This window comes from uncultured Bradyrhizobium sp., from assembly GCF_936943645.1.
Lineage (GTDB): Bacteria > Pseudomonadota > Alphaproteobacteria > Rhizobiales > Xanthobacteraceae > Bradyrhizobium.
The window spans coordinates 58556-79229 of sequence record NZ_CAKZJO010000055.1 but is presented as its reverse complement, the minus strand read 5'-3'; the positions used below and the strand labels follow the sequence as shown (position 1 = coordinate 79229).

Below are 20674 nucleotides of genomic sequence, written 5' to 3'. Positions count from 1 at the left end.
CTCGACATTGTGTCCTCGGGCTGGCACGAACGGCGCCGCCGATTGGCCACGCTAGCCCTGGGGACTTCGCCGATGCTGACCGTTCATCACCTCAACAATTCCCGCTCGCAGCGTGTGCTGTGGCTGCTCGAGGAGCTCGGCGTTCCCTACGAGATCGTGCGCTATCAGCGCCAGCCGGACATGCGCGCGCCGAAGGAGCTGCGGGCGATCCATCCGCTCGGCAAGTCGCCCGTCATCACCGATAACGGCAACACCATCGCCGAGTCGGGCGCGATCATCGAATATCTCGTGGCAACCTACGGCAACGGCCGGCTGGTCCCGCCGCCTGATACGCCGGAGCGGCTGCGCTTCACCTATTGGCTGCACTACGCCGAAGGGTCTGCGATGCAGCCGCTGCTGCTGAAGCTGCTGTTCACGCTGATGCCGAAGCGCGCGCCGGCGCTGCTGCGTCCGCTGGTGCGCAAGGTTTCGAACCAGGCGCTGACCACGCTGGTCAATCCGCAGCTCAAGCAGCACATGGATTATTGGGAAGGCGAGCTTGGCAAGAGCGAATGGTTCGCCGGCAACGAGTTCACCGCGGCCGACATCCAGATGAGCTTCCCGCTGGAAGCCGCGCAAGCGCGCGGCGGGCTCGAGCAAGGTCATCCCAAGGCGATGGCATTCCTCGAGCGCATCCACGCGCGCCCGGCCTATGCGAGAGCGTTGGAAAAGGGCGGGCCGTATCAGGTGGGACGGTAGTCAGTCTCTGTCAACTCGGGGCGGTGCTTCCGCATCGCCCCGGAACGACACCCGTCCGCTAGTGCGGATGCAACACGCGTCCGCGCGTCTCCGGCAGGGCGAAGGCGGCGATGAAGAACAGCGCGTAAGCGACCACCGCGAAGATCGCGATCGCATTTGCGAGCGACGTCGACGCCGATAGCGCGCCGACGAGGAACGGAAACAGCGCACCGATCCCGCGGCCGAAATTGTAGCAGAAGCCCTGGCCGGAGCCGCGCAGCCGCGTCGGATAGAGCTCGGTCAGGAACGCGCCGATGCCGGAGAAATAGCCGGAAGCGAAGAAGCCGAGCGGAAAACCGAGCACCCACAGGATCTCGTTCGTGAGCGGCAGCTGCGTATAAAGCAGCACCACCGCGATGGCGCCGATCGAGAAGATCAGGAACAGATTGCGTCGCCCGATCCGGTCGGCGAGCCAGGCTCCCGTGAGATACCCGATGAACGAGCCGATGATCAGCGTCGAGAGATAGCCGGTGGAGCCGACGATCGACAGATGCCGCTCCTTGGTCAGGAATTGCGGCACCCAGAACGTGACGGCGTAATAGCCGCCCTGGCAGCCCGTCGCCATCAGCGAGGCCAGGATCGTGGTCTTCAGGATCGGGCCGGAGAAGATTTCCCAGATCGCCGGGCGATCGCCGCTCGCGGCGTGCCTGGCGCGAGCCTCGGCTGCGATCTCCGGCTCGGTGACGGAGCGGCGGATGTAGAACACGAGAAGCGCCGGCAGCGCGCCGATCACGAACATCCAGCGCCACGCCGTCTCCGGCGGCAGGATCGAGAACAGGATCGCCTGCGACAGCACCGCGAGGCCCCAGCCGACCGCCCAGCCCGACTGCACCGAGCCGACCGCGCGGCCGCGATATTGCGGCCGGATCGCCTCACCCATCAGCACGGCGCCCGCCGCCCATTCGCCGCCGAAGCCGAGGCCGAGCACGGCGCGTGCAATCAGGAGCTGGTCGAAATTCTGCACGACAGCGCAGACCAGCGAGAAGAACGAGAACCAGATGATGGTGATCTGAAGCGTCCTCACCCGCCCGATATGGTCGGACAGATAGCCGCCGAGCCAGCCGCCGATCGCGGACGCGAGCAGCGTCACCGTGCCGGCAAGGCCAGCGGACGCCGCATCGACCTTCCACAGCGCGATGATGGTGCCGATCACCAGCGGATAGATCATGAAGTCCATGCCGTCGAGCGCCCAGCCCGCCGCGCAGGCCCAGAACGTGCGCCGCTCGGCGACGTTCATGTCGCGGTAGAAGGCAAGGAGGCTGGTGTCTTCGATCTCCGTGCGTTCGATGCGCTGGTTCGGATCGGTCGTGGTCATCTGCGTTTCCCCGGCAGTTTCTTGGCCGCGGTGGTAGCACGCGTCGTGATGTACGCAAGCCTTGATGTACGCAAGCCTTGGCGCTGTCTTGGCGCTATGCAGGGATAGCGCTACTGCCCCGCCGCTTCCGCGCCCCGTGTGCGGAGGTCGGGCGCGCCGAGCGGCCCGTTGGCCGTCACGAGAATTGAATTGGCCGATGTCTGGCCCATCGGCTCGACGATGAGATGGCCCATCGCCTTCAGCTCCTTCAGAACATCGCCGGGAAAGCCGTTCTCGACACGCACTTCGTCCGGCAGCCATTGGTGGTGCAGCCGGGGCGCCGCGACAGCTGCGGCGACGTCCATCTTGTAGTCGAGGACGTTCACGATCACCTGGAGCACCGTCGAGATGATGCGGCTGCCGCCGGGCGAGCCCGTCACCAGCACGGGCTTGCCGTCCTTCAGCACGATGGTCGGTGACATCGACGACAGCGGACGCTTGCCGGGCCCGGGCAGATTGGCCTCGAAGCCGACGAGGCCATAGGCATTGGAGGCGCCGACGGCGGCAGTGAAATCGTCAAGCTCGTTGTTGAGCAGCACGCCGGTGCCCTCGGCAACGAGGCCGACGCCGTAGCTGAAGTTCAGCGTATAGGTGTTGCTGACGGCATTGCCGCGGGAATCGACGACGGAGAAATGGGTGGTGTTGCTGCCCTCGCGGGGCGAGGGAGCGGCGGAGGCCAGCTCATTCGATGGTGTGGCGCGTTCGGCAGAGATGCCCGAGCGCAGCCTGGCGGCGTAGTCCTTCGCCGTCAACGTTTCGATCGGCGCGTTGACGAAGGCGGGGTCGCCGAGATAGCGGGCACGGTCCGCATAGGCGCGCTTCATGGCCTCGATCAGGAGATGCAGCGACGCCGGCGAACCCTGCTTCAGATCGGCGAGCTGAAAACCCTCGAGGATATTGAGTGTCTCCACCAGCACGACGCCGCCGGACGAGGGCAGCGGCATCGACACAATGTCGTAGCCGCGATAAGTGCCGCGCACCGGCGCACGCATCACGGGCTGATAGGCCTTCAAATCGGCTAAAGTCATGATGCCGCCGGCGTCAGCCACGGACTTGGCGAGCTTTTCCGCAACCGGCCCCTCATAGAAGCCGCGTGGCCCCTGTGTAGCGACAGCCGACAGCGTCTCGGCGAGATCGGCCTGCACCAGCCGGTCGCCTTCAATGATCGGCGTGCCATCGGGCCGCGAGAAGATTTTGGCCGAAGAAGGCCAGCGTGCCAGCCGCCGGTGCCAGCCCGGCAGCGTATCGGCCATGTCGTCGCTGACGACGAAGCCGTCGCGGGCGAGCGCGATCGCTGGCTCGAGCAACTGTGCCAGCGTGAACTGTCCCGAGCCGTATTTCTCCAGTGCCAGGGAAAGTCCGGCAACGGTGCCGGGCACGCCGATGCCCAGCGCGGAATCCCGCGACTTCGCCATATCAGGTTTGCCGTCGGCGCCGAGGAAGATCTGCGGCGTGGTCGCTGCCGGCGCCGTCTCGCGATAGTCGATCGTGATGTCTTCATTGCGATCGGCGGAATGGATCACCATGAAGCCGCCGCCGCCGATATTGCCGGCGCGTGGATAGCTCACGGCCATCGCAAAGCCGGTGGCGACCGCGGCATCGACCGCATTGCCGCCACGCCGCAGGACGTCGGCACCGACCTGCGCAGATATTCTCTCCTGCGCCACCACCATGCCATGTTCGGCCGCGACGGCACGCACGGTGTCGCGGGCGGGCGGAACATAGCCGCGCCGTGCATCCTGAGCGGCCGCAGGCGCGAGACCAAGCGCCAGAGTGGTGATGACGGCGAAAAATGTCCGCCGAGTCGGATATGACGACATTATCAAATTTCCGCGGCGGCTTCGGACCAGTTCACACGCCTCGCCGCAATGCTATACGGTTTGCCCCGAGAGAGACAAAACTGTTCGTGATGAGGACTGCGTGATGACGACGATCGCCCCCGATGCGCGCATGGCCGGCGCGCCGCGGATTTATCCGCCGCGCGCCGCCGTCGTCAGCTGGATCTTCTTCGATTGGGCGGCGCAGCCCTATTTCACGCTGATCACGACCTTCGTGTTCGCGCCCTATTTCGCCACCAGCGTTGCGCCCAATCCCGCCACCGGCCAGTCGCTCTGGGGATTTGCGATGGCGGCCGCAGGCCTTGCGATCGCACTGATGTCGCCGGTGCTTGGCGCCATCGCGGATGCTTCGGGCCGCAGGAAGCCGTGGATTGCGGGATTCGGCGCGGTGCTGGTGCTGGCTTCGTGCACGCTGTGGATCGGCAAGCCCGGCGATCAGGCCATCATCCCACCGCTGCTCACCGCGGTGGCGCTCGCCAGCGTCGGTGCGGAGTTCGCTACCGTCTTCAACAATGCGATGATGCCGACGCTGGTGCCGCCGGAGCGGATCGGTCGGCTTTCCGGCACCGGCTGGGCCACGGGTTACATCGGCGGCATCGTCAGCCTGATCATCGTGCTCGGCTTCCTCGCTGCAAATCCCGAGACCGGCCGCACGCTGCTCGGCCTCACACCGCTGTTCGGGCTCGATCCGGTCAGTCATCAGGGCGACCGGATCGTCGGACCGCTGACGGGGGTGTGGTTCGTGATCTTCGTGACGCCGCTGTTCCTGTTCACGCCCGACTATCCGGCGAAGCGCCCGCTGCGCGAAGCGCTGCACGAAGGATTGTCGGAGCTGAAGCAATCGATCAAAAGCCTGCCCAAGCAGAAGTCGCTTGCAGCGTTCCTGCTTGCCAACATGATCTACACCGACGGTCTGGTGTCGCTGTTCGCCTTCGGCGGCATCTATGCCGCGGGCACCTTCGGCTGGCACACCATCCAGATCGGCACCTTCGGCATCATGCTCGCGATCACCGGTACGTTCGGCGCCTGGCTCGGCGGCAAGCTCGATGATCGTCTTGGGCCGAAGCGTGTCATCGCCGGCAGCATGCTGCTGCTGCTCTTGTCCGTGGCGGCGATCCTTCTCGTCGACAAGGACAGCGTGTTGTTCGTGAAGGTCGCGCCGCCCATGCCGGGCGCGCCCCTGTTCTCGAGCGCGGCCGAGCGCGCCTATCTCGTGCTGGGCTGTCTGATCGGCGCGGCCGGTGGCCCGCTGCAGGCCGCGTCGCGCACGCTGCTGATCCGCCTCGCACCGAAAGACCGTATCGCCCAGTATTTCGGCCTGTTCGCGCTGACCGGGAAGGTGACGTCCTTCATCGGGCCGCTCCTGATCGGCGTGATCACCGCGGCGACCGCGAGCCAGAAGGCCGGCATGGCCGTGCTGGTGGTGTTCTTCGTCGCGGGGTTCGGGCTGTTGATGCGGGTGCGCGAGCGATAATCCCCACTGTCGTCCCTGCCCCAGCGCGCAATTGCGCACGGGCGCAGGGACCCATAACCCCAGGGGGAGTTGCTGTGCGAACCGGCAACTCCGAGTCTTCGTCAAACCACTTCCTGTGGTTATGGGTCCCGGATCGGCGCTCCGCTCAGGACAACGCTACGCATTGCCCAGAGCTACGCTGGTCCGGGACGACACGTGGCGAGATCAATGCCTGAAGTGGCGCGTGCCGGTGAGCACCATGGCGATGCCGTGATCGTCGGCGGCCTTGATCACCTCGTCGTCGCGCATCGAGCCGCCGGGCTGCACCACGGCGGTGGCGCCGGCTTCGATGCAGGCGAGCATGCCGTCGGCAAACGGGAAGAATGCGTCCGAGGCCACCACCGAGCCCTTGGTGAGCGGCGCGGCGAGCTTCAGCTCGTTCGCAGCATCCTGCGCCTTGCGCGCCGCGATCCGTGCCGAATCCACCCGGCTCATCTGGCCCGCGCCGATGCCGACGGTGGCGAGATCCTTGGCGTAGATGATGGTGTTGGACTTGACGTGCTTGGCGACACGGAACGCGAATTTGAGGTCGCGCATTTCCGCGTCCGTCGGCGCGCGCTTGGTGACGACCTTGAACGTCATGTCGTCGACCACTGCGTTGTCGCGGCTCTGCACGAGCAGGCCCCCGGCAACCGTCTTGGCGGTGAGGCCGGGCGCGCGCGGATCGGGCAGGCTGCCGGCGAGCAGCAGGCGGAGGTTCTTCTTGCCGCCGATGATGGCGATCGCCTCCTCGGTTGCGTCGGGCGCGATGATCACCTCGGTGAAGATCTTGGTGATCTCGCGCGCGGTGTCGGCATCGAGCGCGCGGTTCATCGCGATGATGCCGCCGAACGCAGAGGTGGAATCGCAGGCCAGTGCCCTGCGATAGGCTTCGACGAGGTTCGCGCCTTCTGCAACGCCGCAGGGGTTCGCGTGCTTGACGATAACGCAAGCCGCGGTGCGCTTGGCGTCGAACTCGCCGATGCATTCATAGGCCGCATCGGTGTCGTTGATGTTGTTGTAGGACAGCTCCTTGCCCTGCAGCTGCCGTGCGGTGGAGACGCCCGGGCGCTTGTCGGGGGTCGCGTAGAACGCCGCGGTCTGATGCGGATTCTCGCCGTAGCGCAGCGACTGGATCAGCTTGCCGCCGAAAGCGCGGAAGTCGGGCGCGTCGATCTCGAGCTGCCGGTTGAACCAGTTCGAGATCGCGGCATCGTAGGCCGCGGTGCGCGCATAGGCTTTCGCGGCAAGCCGCCGGCGCAAGCCCAGCGTGGTCGCGCCCCTGTTGGCGGCGAGCTCGTCGAGCACGGCCTTGTAGTCGTCGGCCTCGACCACGACGGCCACGTCGTCGTGGTTCTTGGCGGCGGCGCGGATCATCGCGGGGCCGCCGATGTCGATGTTCTCGATGCAATCCTCGAAGCCCGCGCCTTTGTCGACGGTCGCCTCGAACGGATAGAGATTGACGACCAGAAGATCGATCGGCGCGATGCCGTGCGCCTTCATCGCCTCGACATGCTCCTTGTTGTCGCGGATCGCGAGCAGGCCGCCATGCACTTTCGGGTGCAGGGTCTTGACGCGGCCGTCCATCATCTCGGGGAAGCCGGTGAGGTCGGAAACGTCCTTCACCTTGAGGCCGGCCGCGGCGATGGCTTTTGCAGTGCCGCCGGTCGAGACCAGCTCGACATCATGCGCGGCGAGCGCCTTGGCGAATTCGATCAGACCGGTCTTGTCGGAAACGGAAAGCAGGGCGCGGGTGACGCGGCGGGGATGGTCAGTCATGAGCAAGATCCTCTGTCTTAAGGAGTGTCTATGCCCAGGCGCGCGGCGGATATGTGTCGCGCTTCCCGATGGTGCTCCATCCAAGGTCGCCAGTCGCGCGAACGAGGGCTCGATAGCAGCTTTCGGCCGTTTTCACAACGTTCAGATGGGGCTGAATCCGCGCGTCTACAGCGGAAGTTCCGGCTCGCGCCGGGCGTTGCGGCGGGCATTGGTGACGGTCGGCGATGCCGTGGAGCGGACGAAGCTCCAGCGGATCGAGGGCGCCTGCCGCGCATCCTGCCGGATCACGATCTGGGCGGTGCGGCGCGGGCCGTCATTGCCGGCCAGGAACACGCTGTCCTCGAGGTCCACCTTGTCGTCGAGCGCCTCGAAGGTCCAGACGTCGCGGTTCGGCAGTACCAGCATGACGCCGCGGGCGTCCGACAGCCGGCTCGCCTTCACCGCCGGATGCAGATGGAAGCGCAGCGCGAAATCGGCATCCGCGCCCTTGAAGCGTCCACCCTGCGGCGGCGACAGCGTGTCCTCGCCGTCGATGCGCGCGCCGTCATTGGCGATCATCAGCACGCGGCGATGGATCGCGCCGAACTTGGCGAGATAGCCGTCATGCGAGGTCGTGAGCAGCGTGCCGTTCTGCACGATTTCGCGATAGCTCTCGACCTCGACCGGCCCGCTGGTGACCGGCGAGCCGTGCAGGAGCCGCTTCATCGCCGACATCTCCACGAATTGGCACGAGGAGGTGTCGTGATAGGTCAGCGTCGAATGCGCCGCCGTGCTGCGCGCGAACGGCCGCCAATTGTCGCGACCCGTGGTCGGCATGCCGCAATTGGTGACGATGCGGCTGATGCCGGACGATAATTCGAACGACAGACAGCCGGCATGGGCGTCATGACTGACGCCGGCCGGCGGCGGCGGGCCGGTGTCGATGATCACGGTGGTCTGGCCGGCATCGAGGCGCTGGAAGCCGGTATGCGGCATGTTCGCCATCGGCGCGCCGTGAGTGTCGTCATAGGCGAGCAGCGTGGCGAGCAGATCCGAAGACGTCGCGCTCATGCCGTTGAACAGTGCGAAATTGCCGTCGCCGTGCCGGAAGAAGCGCAGCATCGGCATCATGCGGTCGATCGCGTTGAGCAGTGCCGGCGGCGGTGCGATGTTGCGCGCGGCAAAAGTCTGCCGCAGCGGCAGGAGATCGATCAGGAGCTCGATCAGCGCGCCCGGATTGCGGGAGATGTGGCCGCCGTCGGGCAGGATCTGTCGCTGCAATTCGTCCGACAGCTTTTTCGAGGCGCTGCGGATGTGCCGCGCCTGATTGGCAAGGCAGAGCGTCGTATAACACAGCGCGATCAGCACCTGGAGCTTCGAGACCCCGTCCGGAATGTCGACCATGGTGTAGCGCAGGAAGCGGATCTCGCGTGCAAGCGCACGCAAATAACGACGGTAGAATTTGTTGTCGGTCTCGCCCAGCACCAGCGGCGCCTGAGACAGCAGCGAGATCACGCGCCGGGCCAGCACGTCGGCGCGGCGCGCGATCGGGCGACGCTTGTTGGCGGGATTGGCGATCCAGTCCTCGATCAGCGCGCGCGCATTCGCCCGTGTCAGCGCAGTGTCGGCGGCGCGCAAATGGCGCAGCCAGCCGAAGCCGAGCAGCGCAACCTCCCAGTCCTCCGACGGCGGCTCGAGATCGAAGATCGAGCGGCCGTGGCAATTGACGATCTTGCCGGCGAAGACGAAGCGGCCGGCATAGATCTCGGCGGCGCGCGTCGCATCCGCGGTGCGGAGATCGTGCGGCGCGATGATCAGCCGGTCGGTGCGGCCGGGCCAGACCCGCGACAGCGCAACGGAGCCGCCGCTCGCGCGCGCGAGCATGTTCCGCGCGAAGCGGTTCATGACCAGCGTCGAGATACGTCTGCGTTGAGCGACCGACACGCCTTGCCTTGAAGGGGGAGAGGATTCCGACGAATCCTTATTAATCCCAAAATCGACCGCCTGACACCACCCTGAACGGGACGAATCAGTGTCGGGGTTGCAAAAACCGGTGCAAAATCAGGATTTAACGAGCCGGCTTGCGAAGAATCCGTCGAGCCCGCCGAGCTTGGGATCGGCGTTCGGCAGATGGCAGGGCAGGGTGCGCAGATCACCGTCGGCGGTGATGATTTCGTCGAGGCCTGCGACCTCCGAGGCCGTGATCGGCACGCGGCGAAGCGCGGGCTCGGCGGCCAGCAGCGTCGCCACGGCCTGCTCGCCTTCCTCGGGTTCCAGCGAGCAGGTGCAATAGATCAGCGTGCCGCCGGGCTTGAGCAGCGAGACCGATTTTCGCAGCAGTTTTTGCTGGAGCGCGGACAGGGCGGTGATGTCCGATTCCTGCCGTAGCCAGGCCACGTCGGGATGACGGCGGATCGTACCGGTCGAGGTACAGGGCGCGTCGATCAAAATACCGTCGAAGCCCTCGGCGGGACCGGCCCATTCCACGGCGTCAGCGACGACGGTCTCGGCCTGGAGCGACAGCCGCGCCAGATTTTCGCGTAAGCGCGCCACGCGGGCGGGCGAGCGGTCGATCGCCGTGACATGCGCGCCGGCGTGCGCCAGTTGCGCGGTCTTGCCGCCGGGGGCCGCGCAGAGATCGGCGATGGACTTGCCCTTGACGTCGCCGAACAGCCGGGCCGGCAGCGCGGCGGCGGCGTCCTGCACCCACCATTGTCCTTCGGCGAAACCGGGCAGCATGGTCACCGAGCCGTGCAGCAGCATCCGCACCGTCCCGGTCGGCAGCGTCTCGCCGTGCAGGCGGCTCGCCCATTGTGCGGCATCCGACTTCACGGTGAGATCGAGCGAGGGCTCGTGGCCGAGCGCGAGCGCCATGTCGCGGGCGGTCGCCTCGCCATAATGCGCGCTCCAGCGCGCGAGCAGCCATGGCGGCAGGTCCAGCGATTGCGTGCCGACCTCCTCGACCAGCGCCTTGCCCTCGCGCGCGCAGCGGCGCAGCACGGCATTGACGAGGCCGGCATAGCGCGCGGCGCGCCGGTCGGATTGCACGAGGCGGACGGAGAGATCGACGGCCGCGTGGTCCGGCACGTCCATCCAGAGGATCTGCGCCGCGCCGATCAGGAGGGCACTCTGTGCGCGCGGTGCTTCGGAAGGAATGCCCTTGTCCAGCAGGCGGGACAGCACGTGGCCGAGCGTGCCGAGCCGGCGCAGCACGGTGGCGACCAGGCGGCGCATCAGCGCGCGGTCGCGGTCGGCCAGCGTCTTCAGTCCGGGATGGGCACCGCCGCCGTCGAGCTGATCGTCAAGCGTGCGGTGCTTGTGCAGCACGCCGTCGACGATGTCGGCGGCAATCCGCCGTGCCGCAAGGCCTGGCACTTCGGAGGGAGGGGCGAAACGTTGAGATGGCATGCAAAAGCAAGGTTCTGAGCGAGCGGCAGTTCCGCCGCAATGGGCGCATGCCTTGAGAAAGCAATCTCTGGCACGCGAATATGCCAAATGTAAGAATGGCTTCCGGCTTTTTCAGCCCTTCGGGCCCGATTTCAGGAATGCGTTATTGGACGTCGCGCCGCAAGCCGTCCTGCGCTAGAAGACCGGGCCATGAGTGACCAGCCTCCCGTTCCCGATCGCAAGCCGCTCTCGCCGGCCGCCCAGCGCGCACTGGCCGAAGCCGAGGTGCGCCGACAGGCCGCTGCCGCAGAGGCCGGGAGCGAGGCCAAGGCGAAGGAGCTGCAGGGCCCGAAGGGCCCCGAGCCCACCCGCTACGGCGACTGGGAGCGCAAGGGCATCGCCTCCGACTTCTGAACCATCGTCGATCCGCGGATTGTGTCCGCCTCCGGACGCTACAGATAGTGATTGTCGCGGAGGTAATTGATGATGCGTTCGCAAGCCGCGTCGGTCGATAGCTCCGAGGTGTCGATCGTGATCTCCGGCGCTTGCGGTCTCTCATAGGGATCGTCGATGCCGGTGAACGCCGGCAGCTCCCCCGCCCGCGCCTTCCGATAGAGCCCCTTGGGATCGCGACGTTCGCATTCGGCGAGCGGGGTCGCGACGTGGATCTCGATGAACTCGCCCGTCTCGACCCGCTGACGTGCCTGCTCGCGCTCGCTGCGATACGGCGAGATCAGCGCGACCAGCGCGATCATGCCGGCGTTGACGAACAATGCGGCGACCTCCGCGGCGCGCCGGATGTTCTCCGCCCTGTCCGCGTTGGAGAAGCCGAGGTCCCGGTTGATGCCGTGGCGAAGATTGTCGCCGTCGAGCAATGCGGCGTGACGTCCGAGCTCGGCAAGCCTGCGGTCGACGAGATCGGCGATCGTGGATTTGCCGGCGCCGCTCAGCCCCGTGAACCAGAGCACGCAGGGCCGTTGCTGCTTCAGCCGCGCCCGCACGAATTTGTCGACGGCCAGCCGCTGCCAATGAATGTTGGTGGCGCGGCGCAGCGACACGTCGATCATTCCCGCCGCGGCGGTGCGGTGGCTGATCGGATCGATGAGAATGAAGCTGCCCATGTCGCGATTGTCGCGATAGGTCTCGAATACCAGCGCCCGGTCGAGGCTCAGATGGGCGTAGCCGATCTGGTTGGCATCGAGCGTCGCGGCGCTTTTCTGCGCCATGGTGTCGATGGCGATGCGGTGCTTGAGCGTCGTGATCACCGCGCCGGTCGAGGCCGTGCCGCATTTGAGCATATAGCGCCGGCCTGCAACCATGGCCTCGTCGTCGAACCAGACGAGATGCGCCGCCAGTTGATCCGAGACCTGCGGTGCGGCTCCTGCCGTCAGCACGTCGCCGCGGCTGACGTCGATCTCGTCGGCCAATGTCAGCGTCACCGATTCGCCGGCCGCAGCGCGATCGCGCTCGCCGGCGGGCGTGAGAATGCGCGCGATGCGGGTCTGACGGCCCGAGGGCTGCACGGCGATGGTCTCGCCGGTCGCAATCGTCCCGCTGGCGATCCGGCCGCAGAAGCCGCGAAACGCCGCGTTCGGCCGGTTGACCCATTGCACCGGCAGCCGGAACGGCCGCTGCGAGACATCGCCGGAAACGTCGACCGATTCCAGATGGGCGGTGACGGTCGGCCCGGTGTACCAGGGCATCCGCGCGCTCGGCGCGACGATGTTGTCGCCGTCGGGCGCGACGACCGGGATGCACTGGACCTGCGAGATGCCGAGCTGTCCGGCCATCGTGAGGTATTCGGCCGTGATGGCCGCGAAGCGATCGCCGTCGAAGCCGATCAGATCCATCTTGTTCACGGCGAGCACGACATGACGAATGCCGAGCAGGGACAGGATGTGGCTGTGGCGCCGGGTCTGCGTGATCACGCCCTTGCGGGCATCGACCAGGACCACGGCGAGTTCGGCGTTGGACGCACCGGTCGCCATGTTGCGGGTATATTGCGCGTGTCCCGGCGTGTCGGCGACGATGAAGCGGCGCAGCTTGGTGGCAAAGAAGCGGTAAGCGACGTCGATCGTGATGCCCTGCTCGCGTTCCGCCTGCAAGCCGTCGACCAACAGCGCGAAATCGAGATCGCCGCCGGTGGTGCCGGCGGTCTTGCTCTCGGACGCGAGCGCGTCGAGCTGATCGTCGAGCAGCGTCTTGGAATCGTAGAGCAGGCGGCCGACCAGCGTGCTCTTGCCGTCGTCGACGCTCCCGCAGGTGACGAAACGCAGCGTCGGACGATCATCCTGATCCAGCCGCGGCGCATCGGACGCGGCGATCGTGGGGGCCTCGTGATATGACATCAGAAGTAGCCTTCCGCTTTCTTGCGCTCCATCGATGCGGGACTGTCCCGGTCGATCATGCGTCCCTGCCGCTCGGAGGTGCGTGAGGCCATCATCTCCCGCACGATCTCGGGCAGCGTTGCCGCGGTCGAGACCGTGGCGCCGCTGAGCGGATAGCAGCCCAGGGTGCGAAACCTGACGGAGCGCATGTGCGGCTCTTCGCCGGCAAGCAGCGGCATCCGTTCGTCGTCCACCATGATCAGCGCGCCGTCGCGTTCGACGACCGGGCGTGGAGCCGCCAGATAGAGCGGAACGATCGGGATGTCCTCGAGCAGGATGTAGTCCCAGACGTCGAGCTCGGTCCAGTTCGACAGCGGAAACACCCGCATGCTCTCGCCGGGCGCGAGCATCGTGTTGTACAGGCTCCACAGCTCCGGCCTCTGGTTCTTCGGATCCCAGCGATGCGCCGCGCTCCGGTGCGAGAACACGCGCTCCTTGGCGCGCGATTTCTCCTCGTCGCGCCGCGCGCCTCCGATCGCGGCGTCGAAGCCGTGAAGGTCGAGCGCCTGCCGCAAGGCCTGCGTCTTCATGACGTCGGTGTAGCGGGCCGAGCCGTGGGTGAAGGGGTCGATGCCCTGGCGCAATCCGTCATTGTTGGTATGGACGATCAGGTCGATGCCGAGCTCGCGCGCGCGGCGATCGCGAAACGAGATCATCTCCCGGAACTTCCAGGTCGTGTCGACGTGCAGCAGCGGAAACGGCGGCTTGCCGGGATGAAATGCCTTCATCGCCAGATGCAGCAGCACCGACGAATCCTTGCCGATGGAATAGAGCATGACCGGCTTGCGGAATTCGGCCGCGGTCTCCCGGAGGATGTGGATGCTTTCCGCTTCCAGGCGTCGAAGATGACTGGCGGCGTGGAGCTGCTCGCCGCTCGTTCTTTCAGCGAGGGCGGGTTCGGCGGTCGTGGGAATGTCCAGCATGCTGATCACGCGGCCTCGGCGAACCAGTCGCCGAATAGATGCGCCGACGTCGCCGCATTCAAGCCGAGATCGCGAACGCACGCCGCGACCGAAGCTCTATAGGCGTCGTTGACCCCGCAGTGCTCCAGGATCTCCAGCCGAGCCTCGCTCACCGAGGCCGTCGCGCGGCGCTGGTAGCGATAGGCACTGTCGGAGGTGTGCAGATTGGGCACCTTGTAGATCGTCGCTTCGCTCGGGAAGATGACGCGTGCGTTGTTTGCTTGCACGTCCCCAGGTTCCCGCCATGACGTCACGGCATTCTCGGTAAAGCTGCCGGAGAGGCCGAGGCGATCGAACAAGACGCGCACCGACGACAACGCTTCCTTGCTCACCTCGTAGACGTAGTGAGTGACGGGAACGCCTTGTTGCCTTGCGTAGCTCGCGACGCGGGCCGCGCTGAGTGCGGCAACGACATAGTGCCGCAGCAATGTATCTTCGGGCGCGCGCGAAATCAGCTTCTCGAGCCACGAGGCCAGCGAGCTCGCCGGCTCGCGATCGAGCATGATGAGATGCAGACGGTGTCGTGGATAGCCTGCTTCGATCAGGAGCTGCAGCGGATTGAACAAGCTCTCTGCGAGCACGTAGGGCCCGATCGTCTCCTTGCTGAAGATGTGCGGCTCGTCGCTCGCCGAGGGGATGACCCAGGGCGTCAGCGGGCGGCCGACGAGCGCGTCGCGCAGGATCGCCTTCAGCGGTTGATAATATGAGGGCATGCCGGTCATGCCGAACAGATTGCTGAGGGCGGTCGATCCGACCCTGGCTTTGCCGCATGCGAAATACAGCATCGGAAAGTCCTGCGCCGGACGACGCTGGAAATCCTCGGCGAGGCAGTTCGTAACTTCGCGCATCAGCGTCGCGAGGGTGACGGTTCTGGTCTGGAATTCGCCCGCTGGCGACAGCAGCATGGTGTCGAGAGAACTATGCTGCTGCCGAACGAGATCGGCCATTCGTTCGAGCGAATCGGCTGAAGTTACGACGATGTTCATGTCGGGGGACCCACTGCAGGGAGTTCCACGAATGATTGTTCGTGGAGTCATTTCCAACCTACAGTTGCCGACGGTGCAGGACAATCCCGGGTAATCCCGGAGGTGCCAACCAGATGCAACGAGCGGCGAAGATTTGGGCGCCGCCGCTATGCAGCTTCATGCCGCGCGCACGGTATTGAGGAACTTCTCGACTTCCGTCTTCAAGCGGCTGCTCTCACTCGACAGTGAGCGCGCGGACGCCAATACCTGCCCCGACGCCGCGCCGGTAGCGCTCGCGCCATGACTGACCTGGGCAATCTTGTCTGCGACCTCGACGGTTCCCTTTGCGGCCTCGCTGACGTTTCGCGCAATCTCGGCCGTTGCTGCGCCCTGCTCTTCGATCGTCGCGGCAATGGTTGTCGAAATGTCCGAAATGCGGCCGATGGTCGTGCTGATTTCCTTGATCGCGCCGACGGAGTCCTCCGTTGCCGATTGCATGCCGGCGATCTGCGCGCTGATTTCCTCGGTGGCCCGCGCGGTCTGCGCCGCGAGCGCTTTGACTTCGCTCGCCACGACGGCAAAGCCGCGGCCGGATTCGCCGGCGCGCGCCGCCTCGATGGTCGCGTTCAGCGCCAGCAGGTTGGTCTGTTCGGCAATGGCGGTGATCAATTTGACGACGTCGCCAATTCGGCCCGCCGCCTTCAGCAGCTCGTTGATCCGCACGTCGGTGCGCTCGGCCTGCCTGACCGCTTCGCTGGCGATGCGGCTGGAATCGTGGACCTGGCGGCCGATCTCGACCACCGAGGTGCTCATTTCTTCGGCGGCGGACGCCACCGCTCCGACATTGGTGGAGGCTTCCTCCGAGGCGGCCGCGACCATTCCGGAGAGCTGCTGAGTCTCTTCCGCGGTCCCCGACAGCGTGCCGGCGGCAGCCTCGAGCTGTTGGGAGGCTGCCGATACGGAGCCGATGATGCCGCCGACCGCGGCTTCGAACACGCCGGCAAGCTTCGTCATCTCTTCCTTGCGCTGGACGGCCGCAGCGGCTTCCAGATTCTTCTGCTCGGCTTCCATCTGCTCGATACGGATCAGATTTTCCTTGAAGGTCTGAGCCGCGCGAGCGTTGTCGCCGACTTCGTCGCCACGGCGCGTGTAGGGAATCTCGACAGCCTTGCTGCCGTCGGCGAGCTGGAGCAGCACGTCGCCGATGCGCCGGATCGGCCGGGCAATGTTCGACACCGAAAAGACGGCGGAGCCGATCAACGTCAGAACGACGAAGACGCCGACGATCCACGCGAAGGTGGCGACGCGGTCGAGCTCGGTCAGCATCTCGCCCTTGCGGCGCGCGGCGAATTCATTGGCAACGCCGACCAGATCGTCGATGCGTTTGCCGACTTCCAGGGCGGCCGGACGCATTCGCTCTGTAAGAATGCCCGCCTTCGTCGTTTCGGCTGCAGTCCTGGCGCTGCCGGAAGCTGCGCCAATGAGGGTCTTTTGCGCCCCGGCCAATTCAACGCCGCTGGTCAGATACGCATCGACAAATTTTCTGGTCTCGCGATAGGCGTCCTGGGTGACCTTCCGGGTCGCCCGGTCCGCTGCGGCGTCGATTTCCGCGCCGGCCTCGCCTGCGCGCGTGCGGAGAGTTTCAAGGAGCTTGTCCACCTCGCCGGCTGTTGAAGCGGAACCGATCTCGGTCGTTGCGAGCTGTGCGCGCGCCATCGCGGTCTGCGCTGCCTGCGCATTGCCCTTGTTGAGATAGTTGATCGTGACCAAGCGATTGGATTCGGCGATCGATCGGTTGCCGAGCATCTGGTTGGTCAGCATGCCGCAGACCAGCACAATGCTCACGCCTGTTACGATGCCGAGCTTTGTTCCAATGCGAAACCTGAGTGACCCCACTGCAATCTCCCTCGCGTTGCCGTATAACAGGTATTCGCAACCAATGATTGAGATTTGGGTAATATTCGCGGATCTCCAGTAGAACTACGGCCAGATAGTAGTGAGCGGAACTTTCTTGCAGGGGTTGTGCGCAATTCGGAACCGCTGCGGTGAGAGCACGTGCTTGTGGGTTCCCCGACTCAGTCCTAGCGTGAGTTCGATGCGTTTCCAGGATCGACCCAATTCCTATCGGCCGCAGTTCGGCGGTTCGCCGTTCGGCCGCCGCTTCTCCGGGCTGTTGCCGTGGATGTTCGTAATGGGCATCGTGCTGGCCGTCGTCCTCACCTTCCGTCATGGCGCGGACTGGTTTGTTCCACGCTCCGACGGCGATCGCACTGGGGATGCCGAGGTCGTTCTTCAGCACGCCGGCGGTCCGAACGTTCGCGAGCCGGTGGACGTCATTCGCACCATCGACGGCGACACGTTTCTTGCGCGTGTTCGCCAGCGCGACGGCAGAGATCTCGTCGTACGTGTCCGGCTGCGCGGCATCGATGCGCCCGAACTGAAGGCGTCCTGCCAGGAAGAGTTGGACAAGGCGGAAGCGGCGGCCCGCGCCTTGCGCGATCTGCTCGGCCAGGGCGGCGTCACCATCACCAATCTCGGTCCCGACAAATACGGTCGCGTTCTCGCCGACGTCGCGACGCGGCGGACTGCGAACGTTTCGGCGGCGTTGCTCGCCGGCGGTTTTGCACGGAGCTATGGTGGCGGCCATCGCGACGGCTGGTGCGCGCGCGGCTGGCGCTTCTGGCAATAAAAGAGCCGCGTCCAAGGACGCGGCTCTTTGCTGTCTGGTCCGATCGCGGCGATCAGCGCGTCACGACCACCGTCGTGCCGACGGAGACGCGGCCGTAGAGGTCGGTGATGTCGTCGTTGAGCATGCGGATGCAGCCGTAAGAGACGAAGCCGCCGATCGAGCCCGGCACGTTGGTGCCGTGAATGGCATATTCGCCGCCGGCCAGCGTCATCGCCGCAACGCCCATCGGGTTGCGCGGCGAGCCGCCGGGAATCATGTCGGGAATGCTCGGCTTGTCACGCTTGACCTCGGCCGGCGGCGCCCAGGCCGGGTTGCGATATTTGCCGTCGATGCGCGTGGTGCCGGCCCATTGCTTGCCGGACTTGCCGACGCCGACCGGATAGCGCACCGCGTGGCCGTTATCGAGGATGAGATACAGCCGTCGCTCGCTGGTCTTGACGACGATGGTGCCCGGCGAATAGTCGGCCAGGTGCGTTCCCACCATCTCCGGCCGCGCCTCTGCCGCCGTCGACATCAAGATCCCCGCCCCGATGGTGGCAGCCAGCGCCACCGCAGTCCTCATCGACATCGATTTCCCCCTTGCCCCAAACGGATCGTCCAAAATGACGCAGAAACCCGGCAATCGCCGCCGCGCCCCTTCTTCAAAGTCCTTGTCAGGGGACATTCTTAACCGCGCCCGTTAACCGGATGGTTTCCACGCACGGCCGCCAGGGGCCAGCCAGCAGGGGGAACAAAGGAAATGTTCGAAATAAAGTAAATGACCTGAAAACAACACCCAGCGGGAAAGATGCGGCGGCGGCCCCACGCTCGCTGACAAGCGCGTGAGGGATGTGAACGGCTGTTGTCGCAGGGAGCGCGCCGTCGCGTGATGCAGGCTCGTGTCCCGGACGTGGCGCGGCACGCAGTGACGCGACACAGAGCCGGGATCCAGAAAGCCGCACGTTCCGCCGATCGATGGGCCCCGGCTCAGCAGCGCATCGCTGAAGGAGCGCTGCGCTGCGTCCGGGGCACGCGATCGGGCCTTACGCCGGCTTCCGGTTCTGCCGGTTCTGCACGAGATCATCGACCACGGCGGGATCGGCCAGGGTCGAGGTGTCGCCAAGGCTGCCCGGCTCGTCCTCGGCGATCTTGCGCAGGATGCGGCGCATGATCTTGCCGGAGCGGGTCTTGGGCAGGCCGGGCGCGAACTGGATCTGGTCGGGCGAGGCGATCGGACCGATCTCCTTGCGCACCCAGGTGACGAGCTCCTTGCGCAGATCCTCGGTCGGCTGCACGCCGGCCATCAGGGTGACATAGGCGTAGATACCCTGGCCCTTGATGTCATGCGGGAAGCCGACGACCGCGGCTTCCGACACCTTCTCATGTGCGACCAGCGCGCTCTCGACTTCCGCGGTGCCCATGCGATGGCCGGAGACGTTGATGACGTCGTCGACGCGGCCGGTGATCCAGTAATAGCCGTCGGCGTCGCGCCGGCAGCCGTCGCCGGTGAAATACTTGCCCTTGTAGGTCGAGAAGTAGGTCTGCTCGAAGCGGGCGTGATCGCCATAGACCGTGCGCATCTGGCCCGGCCATGAGCGCGTCAGGCAGAGATTGCCTGATGTTTCACCCTCCAGCACCTTGCCGTCGGCGTCGACGATTTCAGGCACCACGCCGAAGAACGGCTGCGTCGCCGAGCCCGGCTTGAGCTTGGTCGCGCCCGGCAGCGGCGTAATCAGGATGCCGCCGGTCTCGGTCTGCCACCAGGTGTCGACGATCGGGCAGCGGTCGTCGCCGACGACGCGGTGATACCATTCCCAGGCTTCGGGGTTGATGGGCTCGCCGACCGAGCCGAGCAGGCGCAAGCTCGCGCGCGAGGTTTTCTTCACCGGCGCGTCGCCGCCTTGCATCAAGGCACGGATCGCGGTCGGCGCGGTGTAGAAGATGTTGACCTTGTGCTTGTCGATGACGCTCCAGAAACGCGAATTATCCGGGTAATTCGGCACGCCTTCGAACATCAGCGTCGTCGCGCCGTTCGCCAGCGGCCCGTAGAGGATGTAGCTGTGACCCGTGACCCAGCCGACGTCGGCGGTGCACCAGTAGATGTCGCCGTCGTGATAGTCGAAGACGTATTGATGCGTCATCGAGGCGAACACGAGATAGCCGCCCGAGGTATGCAGCACGCCCTTGGGCTGACCTGTCGAGCCTGAAGTGTAGAGGATGAACAGCGGGTCTTCGGCGTGCATGTGCTCGACGGGGCATTCCGTCGTCACCATCGCCGCCGCGTCGTGATACCAGAGGTCGCGCGTCGGGTTCATGTCGACCTTGCCGCCGGTGCGCTTGACCACGACGACCCAATCGACGTCGTCGGCCTTGGCGAGCGCGGCGTCGACATTGGCCTTCAGCGGCACTTTCTTGCCGCCGCGCAGGCCTTCGTCCGCGGTGATGATGACCTTGGATTTGCAGTCATTGATGCGCTGCGCGAGGCTGTCCGGCGAGAAGCCGGCGAACACAACGGAGTGGATCGCGCCGATGCGCGCGCAGGCCAGCATCGCATAGGCGGCCTCGGGGATCATCGGCAGATAGATCGTGACGCGATCGCCCTTCTTGACGTTGCGGGTGCGCAGGATGTTGGCCATCCGGCAGACCTCGTCGTGCAGCTCCTGATAAGTGATGTGCTTCGACTGCGAGGGATCGTCGCCTTCCCAGATGATCGCGGTCTGGTTGGCGCGCTTGGCGAGGTGCCGGTCGATGCAATTGTAGGCGACGTTGAGGATGCCGTCCTCGAACCATTTGATCGAGATGTTGCCCGGCGCAAAGGAGACGTTCTCGATCTTCGTCGGCGCGTGCATCCAGTCGATGCGCTTGGCCTGCTCCGCCCAGAATGCGTTCGGGTCCGAGATCGAGCGAGCGTACATCTCCTTGTACTTGGCCTGGTCGACCCAGGCGCGCTTCGCCCACTCCGCGGGGACGTCGTAGATCTTCTCGGACATGCTTTCCCTCCACATACGGCAAGCCGAACGCTAGCGACTGGCGAGCCGACTTGATCATTGACTGATTATGCGTCGGGCTAACCGGGCCCGACAAGG

Annotated in this window: 15 protein-coding genes and 1 riboswitch; of the genes, 4 read left to right on the top strand and 11 right to left on the bottom strand. The window is 65.6% G+C overall.

Annotated features, from left to right (window positions below; translation table 11 throughout):
- The first annotated feature begins 72 nt into the window (after positions 1–72).
- Positions 73–738 carry a glutathione S-transferase gene (locus Q0743_RS14665; protein WP_298242245.1) on the top strand — a complete coding sequence of 222 codons (666 nt, stop codon included), beginning with the start codon at positions 73–75 and terminating at the stop codon, positions 736–738.
- Positions 739–796: 58 nt separating this feature from the next.
- On the opposite strand, the gene Q0743_RS14660 is transcribed toward Q0743_RS14665, so the two are convergent.
- A complete protein-coding gene (locus Q0743_RS14660) occupies positions 797–2092 on the bottom strand; it encodes an MFS transporter (protein WP_298242244.1) in 1296 nt (431 codons plus the stop codon).
- Positions 2093–2202: 110 nt separating this feature from the next.
- Positions 2203–3951, bottom strand: coding sequence for a gamma-glutamyltransferase (ggt, locus tag Q0743_RS14655; RefSeq protein ID WP_298242243.1), 1749 nt, complete (start codon positions 3949–3951; stop codon positions 2203–2205).
- Positions 3952–4054: 103 nt separating this feature from the next.
- Between ggt and Q0743_RS14650 the strand changes: the two genes are divergently transcribed.
- Positions 4055–5443, top strand: coding sequence for an MFS transporter (locus tag Q0743_RS14650; RefSeq protein ID WP_298242242.1), 1389 nt, complete (start codon positions 4055–4057; stop codon positions 5441–5443).
- 204 nt (positions 5444–5647) lie between these two features.
- Here Q0743_RS14650 and purH read toward each other — a convergent pair whose 3' ends face one another.
- From purH to Q0743_RS14635, 3 genes are all read right to left on the bottom strand, one after another.
- On the bottom strand, positions 5648–7240 hold the full coding sequence (gene purH / locus Q0743_RS14645) for a bifunctional phosphoribosylaminoimidazolecarboxamide formyltransferase/IMP cyclohydrolase (protein ID WP_298242241.1): 1593 nt from the start codon (positions 7238–7240) through the stop codon (positions 5648–5650).
- 25 nt (positions 7241–7265) lie between these two features.
- A riboswitch (ZMP/ZTP riboswitch) is annotated at positions 7266–7347 on the bottom strand.
- Positions 7348–7405: 58 nt separating this feature from the next.
- Positions 7406–9124 carry a heparinase II/III family protein gene (locus Q0743_RS14640; RefSeq protein ID WP_298242240.1) on the bottom strand — a complete coding sequence of 573 codons (1719 nt, stop codon included), beginning with the start codon at positions 9122–9124 and terminating at the stop codon, positions 7406–7408.
- A 156-nt stretch (positions 9125–9280) separates the two neighbouring features.
- On the bottom strand, positions 9281–10627 hold the full coding sequence (locus Q0743_RS14635) for a transcription antitermination factor NusB (RefSeq protein WP_298242239.1): 1347 nt from the start codon (positions 10625–10627) through the stop codon (positions 9281–9283).
- 189 nt (positions 10628–10816) lie between these two features.
- Between Q0743_RS14635 and Q0743_RS14630 the strand changes: the two genes are divergently transcribed.
- The gene (locus tag Q0743_RS14630) at positions 10817–11020 is read left to right on the top strand and encodes a DUF1674 domain-containing protein (protein WP_298242238.1); all 204 of its coding nucleotides are present in this window, start codon (positions 10817–10819) and stop codon (positions 11018–11020) included.
- A 38-nt stretch (positions 11021–11058) separates the two neighbouring features.
- On the opposite strand, the gene cysN is transcribed toward Q0743_RS14630, so the two are convergent.
- The 4 genes from cysN to Q0743_RS14610 all read right to left on the bottom strand — a co-directional run bounded on the left by cysN (position 11059) and on the right by Q0743_RS14610 (position 16816).
- Positions 11059–12954 carry a sulfate adenylyltransferase subunit CysN gene (gene cysN / locus Q0743_RS14625; RefSeq protein ID WP_298242237.1) on the bottom strand — a complete coding sequence of 632 codons (1896 nt, stop codon included), beginning with the start codon at positions 12952–12954 and terminating at the stop codon, positions 11059–11061.
- On the bottom strand, positions 12954–13916 hold the full coding sequence (cysD, locus tag Q0743_RS14620) for a sulfate adenylyltransferase subunit CysD (protein WP_298242236.1): 963 nt from the start codon (positions 13914–13916) through the stop codon (positions 12954–12956). Before cysD ends, cysN begins: the two co-directional genes overlap by 1 nt.
- 5 nt (positions 13917–13921) lie before the next feature.
- Entirely contained in the window at positions 13922–14941 is a 1020-nt protein-coding gene (locus Q0743_RS14615) for a sulfotransferase family protein (protein WP_298242235.1), read from the bottom strand.
- A gap of 156 nt (positions 14942–15097) precedes the next feature.
- The gene (locus Q0743_RS14610) at positions 15098–16816 is read right to left on the bottom strand and encodes a methyl-accepting chemotaxis protein (protein ID WP_298242234.1); all 1719 of its coding nucleotides are present in this window, start codon (positions 16814–16816) and stop codon (positions 15098–15100) included.
- A gap of 199 nt (positions 16817–17015) precedes the next feature.
- Here Q0743_RS14610 and Q0743_RS14605 point away from each other — a divergent pair, with 199 nt between their 5' ends.
- Positions 17016–17609, top strand: coding sequence for a thermonuclease family protein (locus Q0743_RS14605; protein ID WP_298242233.1), 594 nt, complete (start codon positions 17016–17018; stop codon positions 17607–17609).
- 52 nt (positions 17610–17661) lie between these two features.
- On the opposite strand, the gene Q0743_RS14600 is transcribed toward Q0743_RS14605, so the two are convergent.
- Both Q0743_RS14600 and acs read right to left on the bottom strand, forming a co-directional pair.
- Positions 17662–18177: a L,D-transpeptidase gene (locus tag Q0743_RS14600; protein WP_298242232.1), complete on the bottom strand. Its 516-nt coding sequence runs from the start codon at positions 18175–18177 to the stop codon at positions 17662–17664.
- A 454-nt stretch (positions 18178–18631) separates the two neighbouring features.
- Positions 18632–20578, bottom strand: a complete 1947-nt coding sequence (gene acs / locus Q0743_RS14595) for an acetate--CoA ligase (RefSeq protein ID WP_298242231.1) — start codon at positions 20576–20578, stop codon at positions 18632–18634.
- Between the last annotated feature and the right edge of the window lie 96 nt (positions 20579–20674).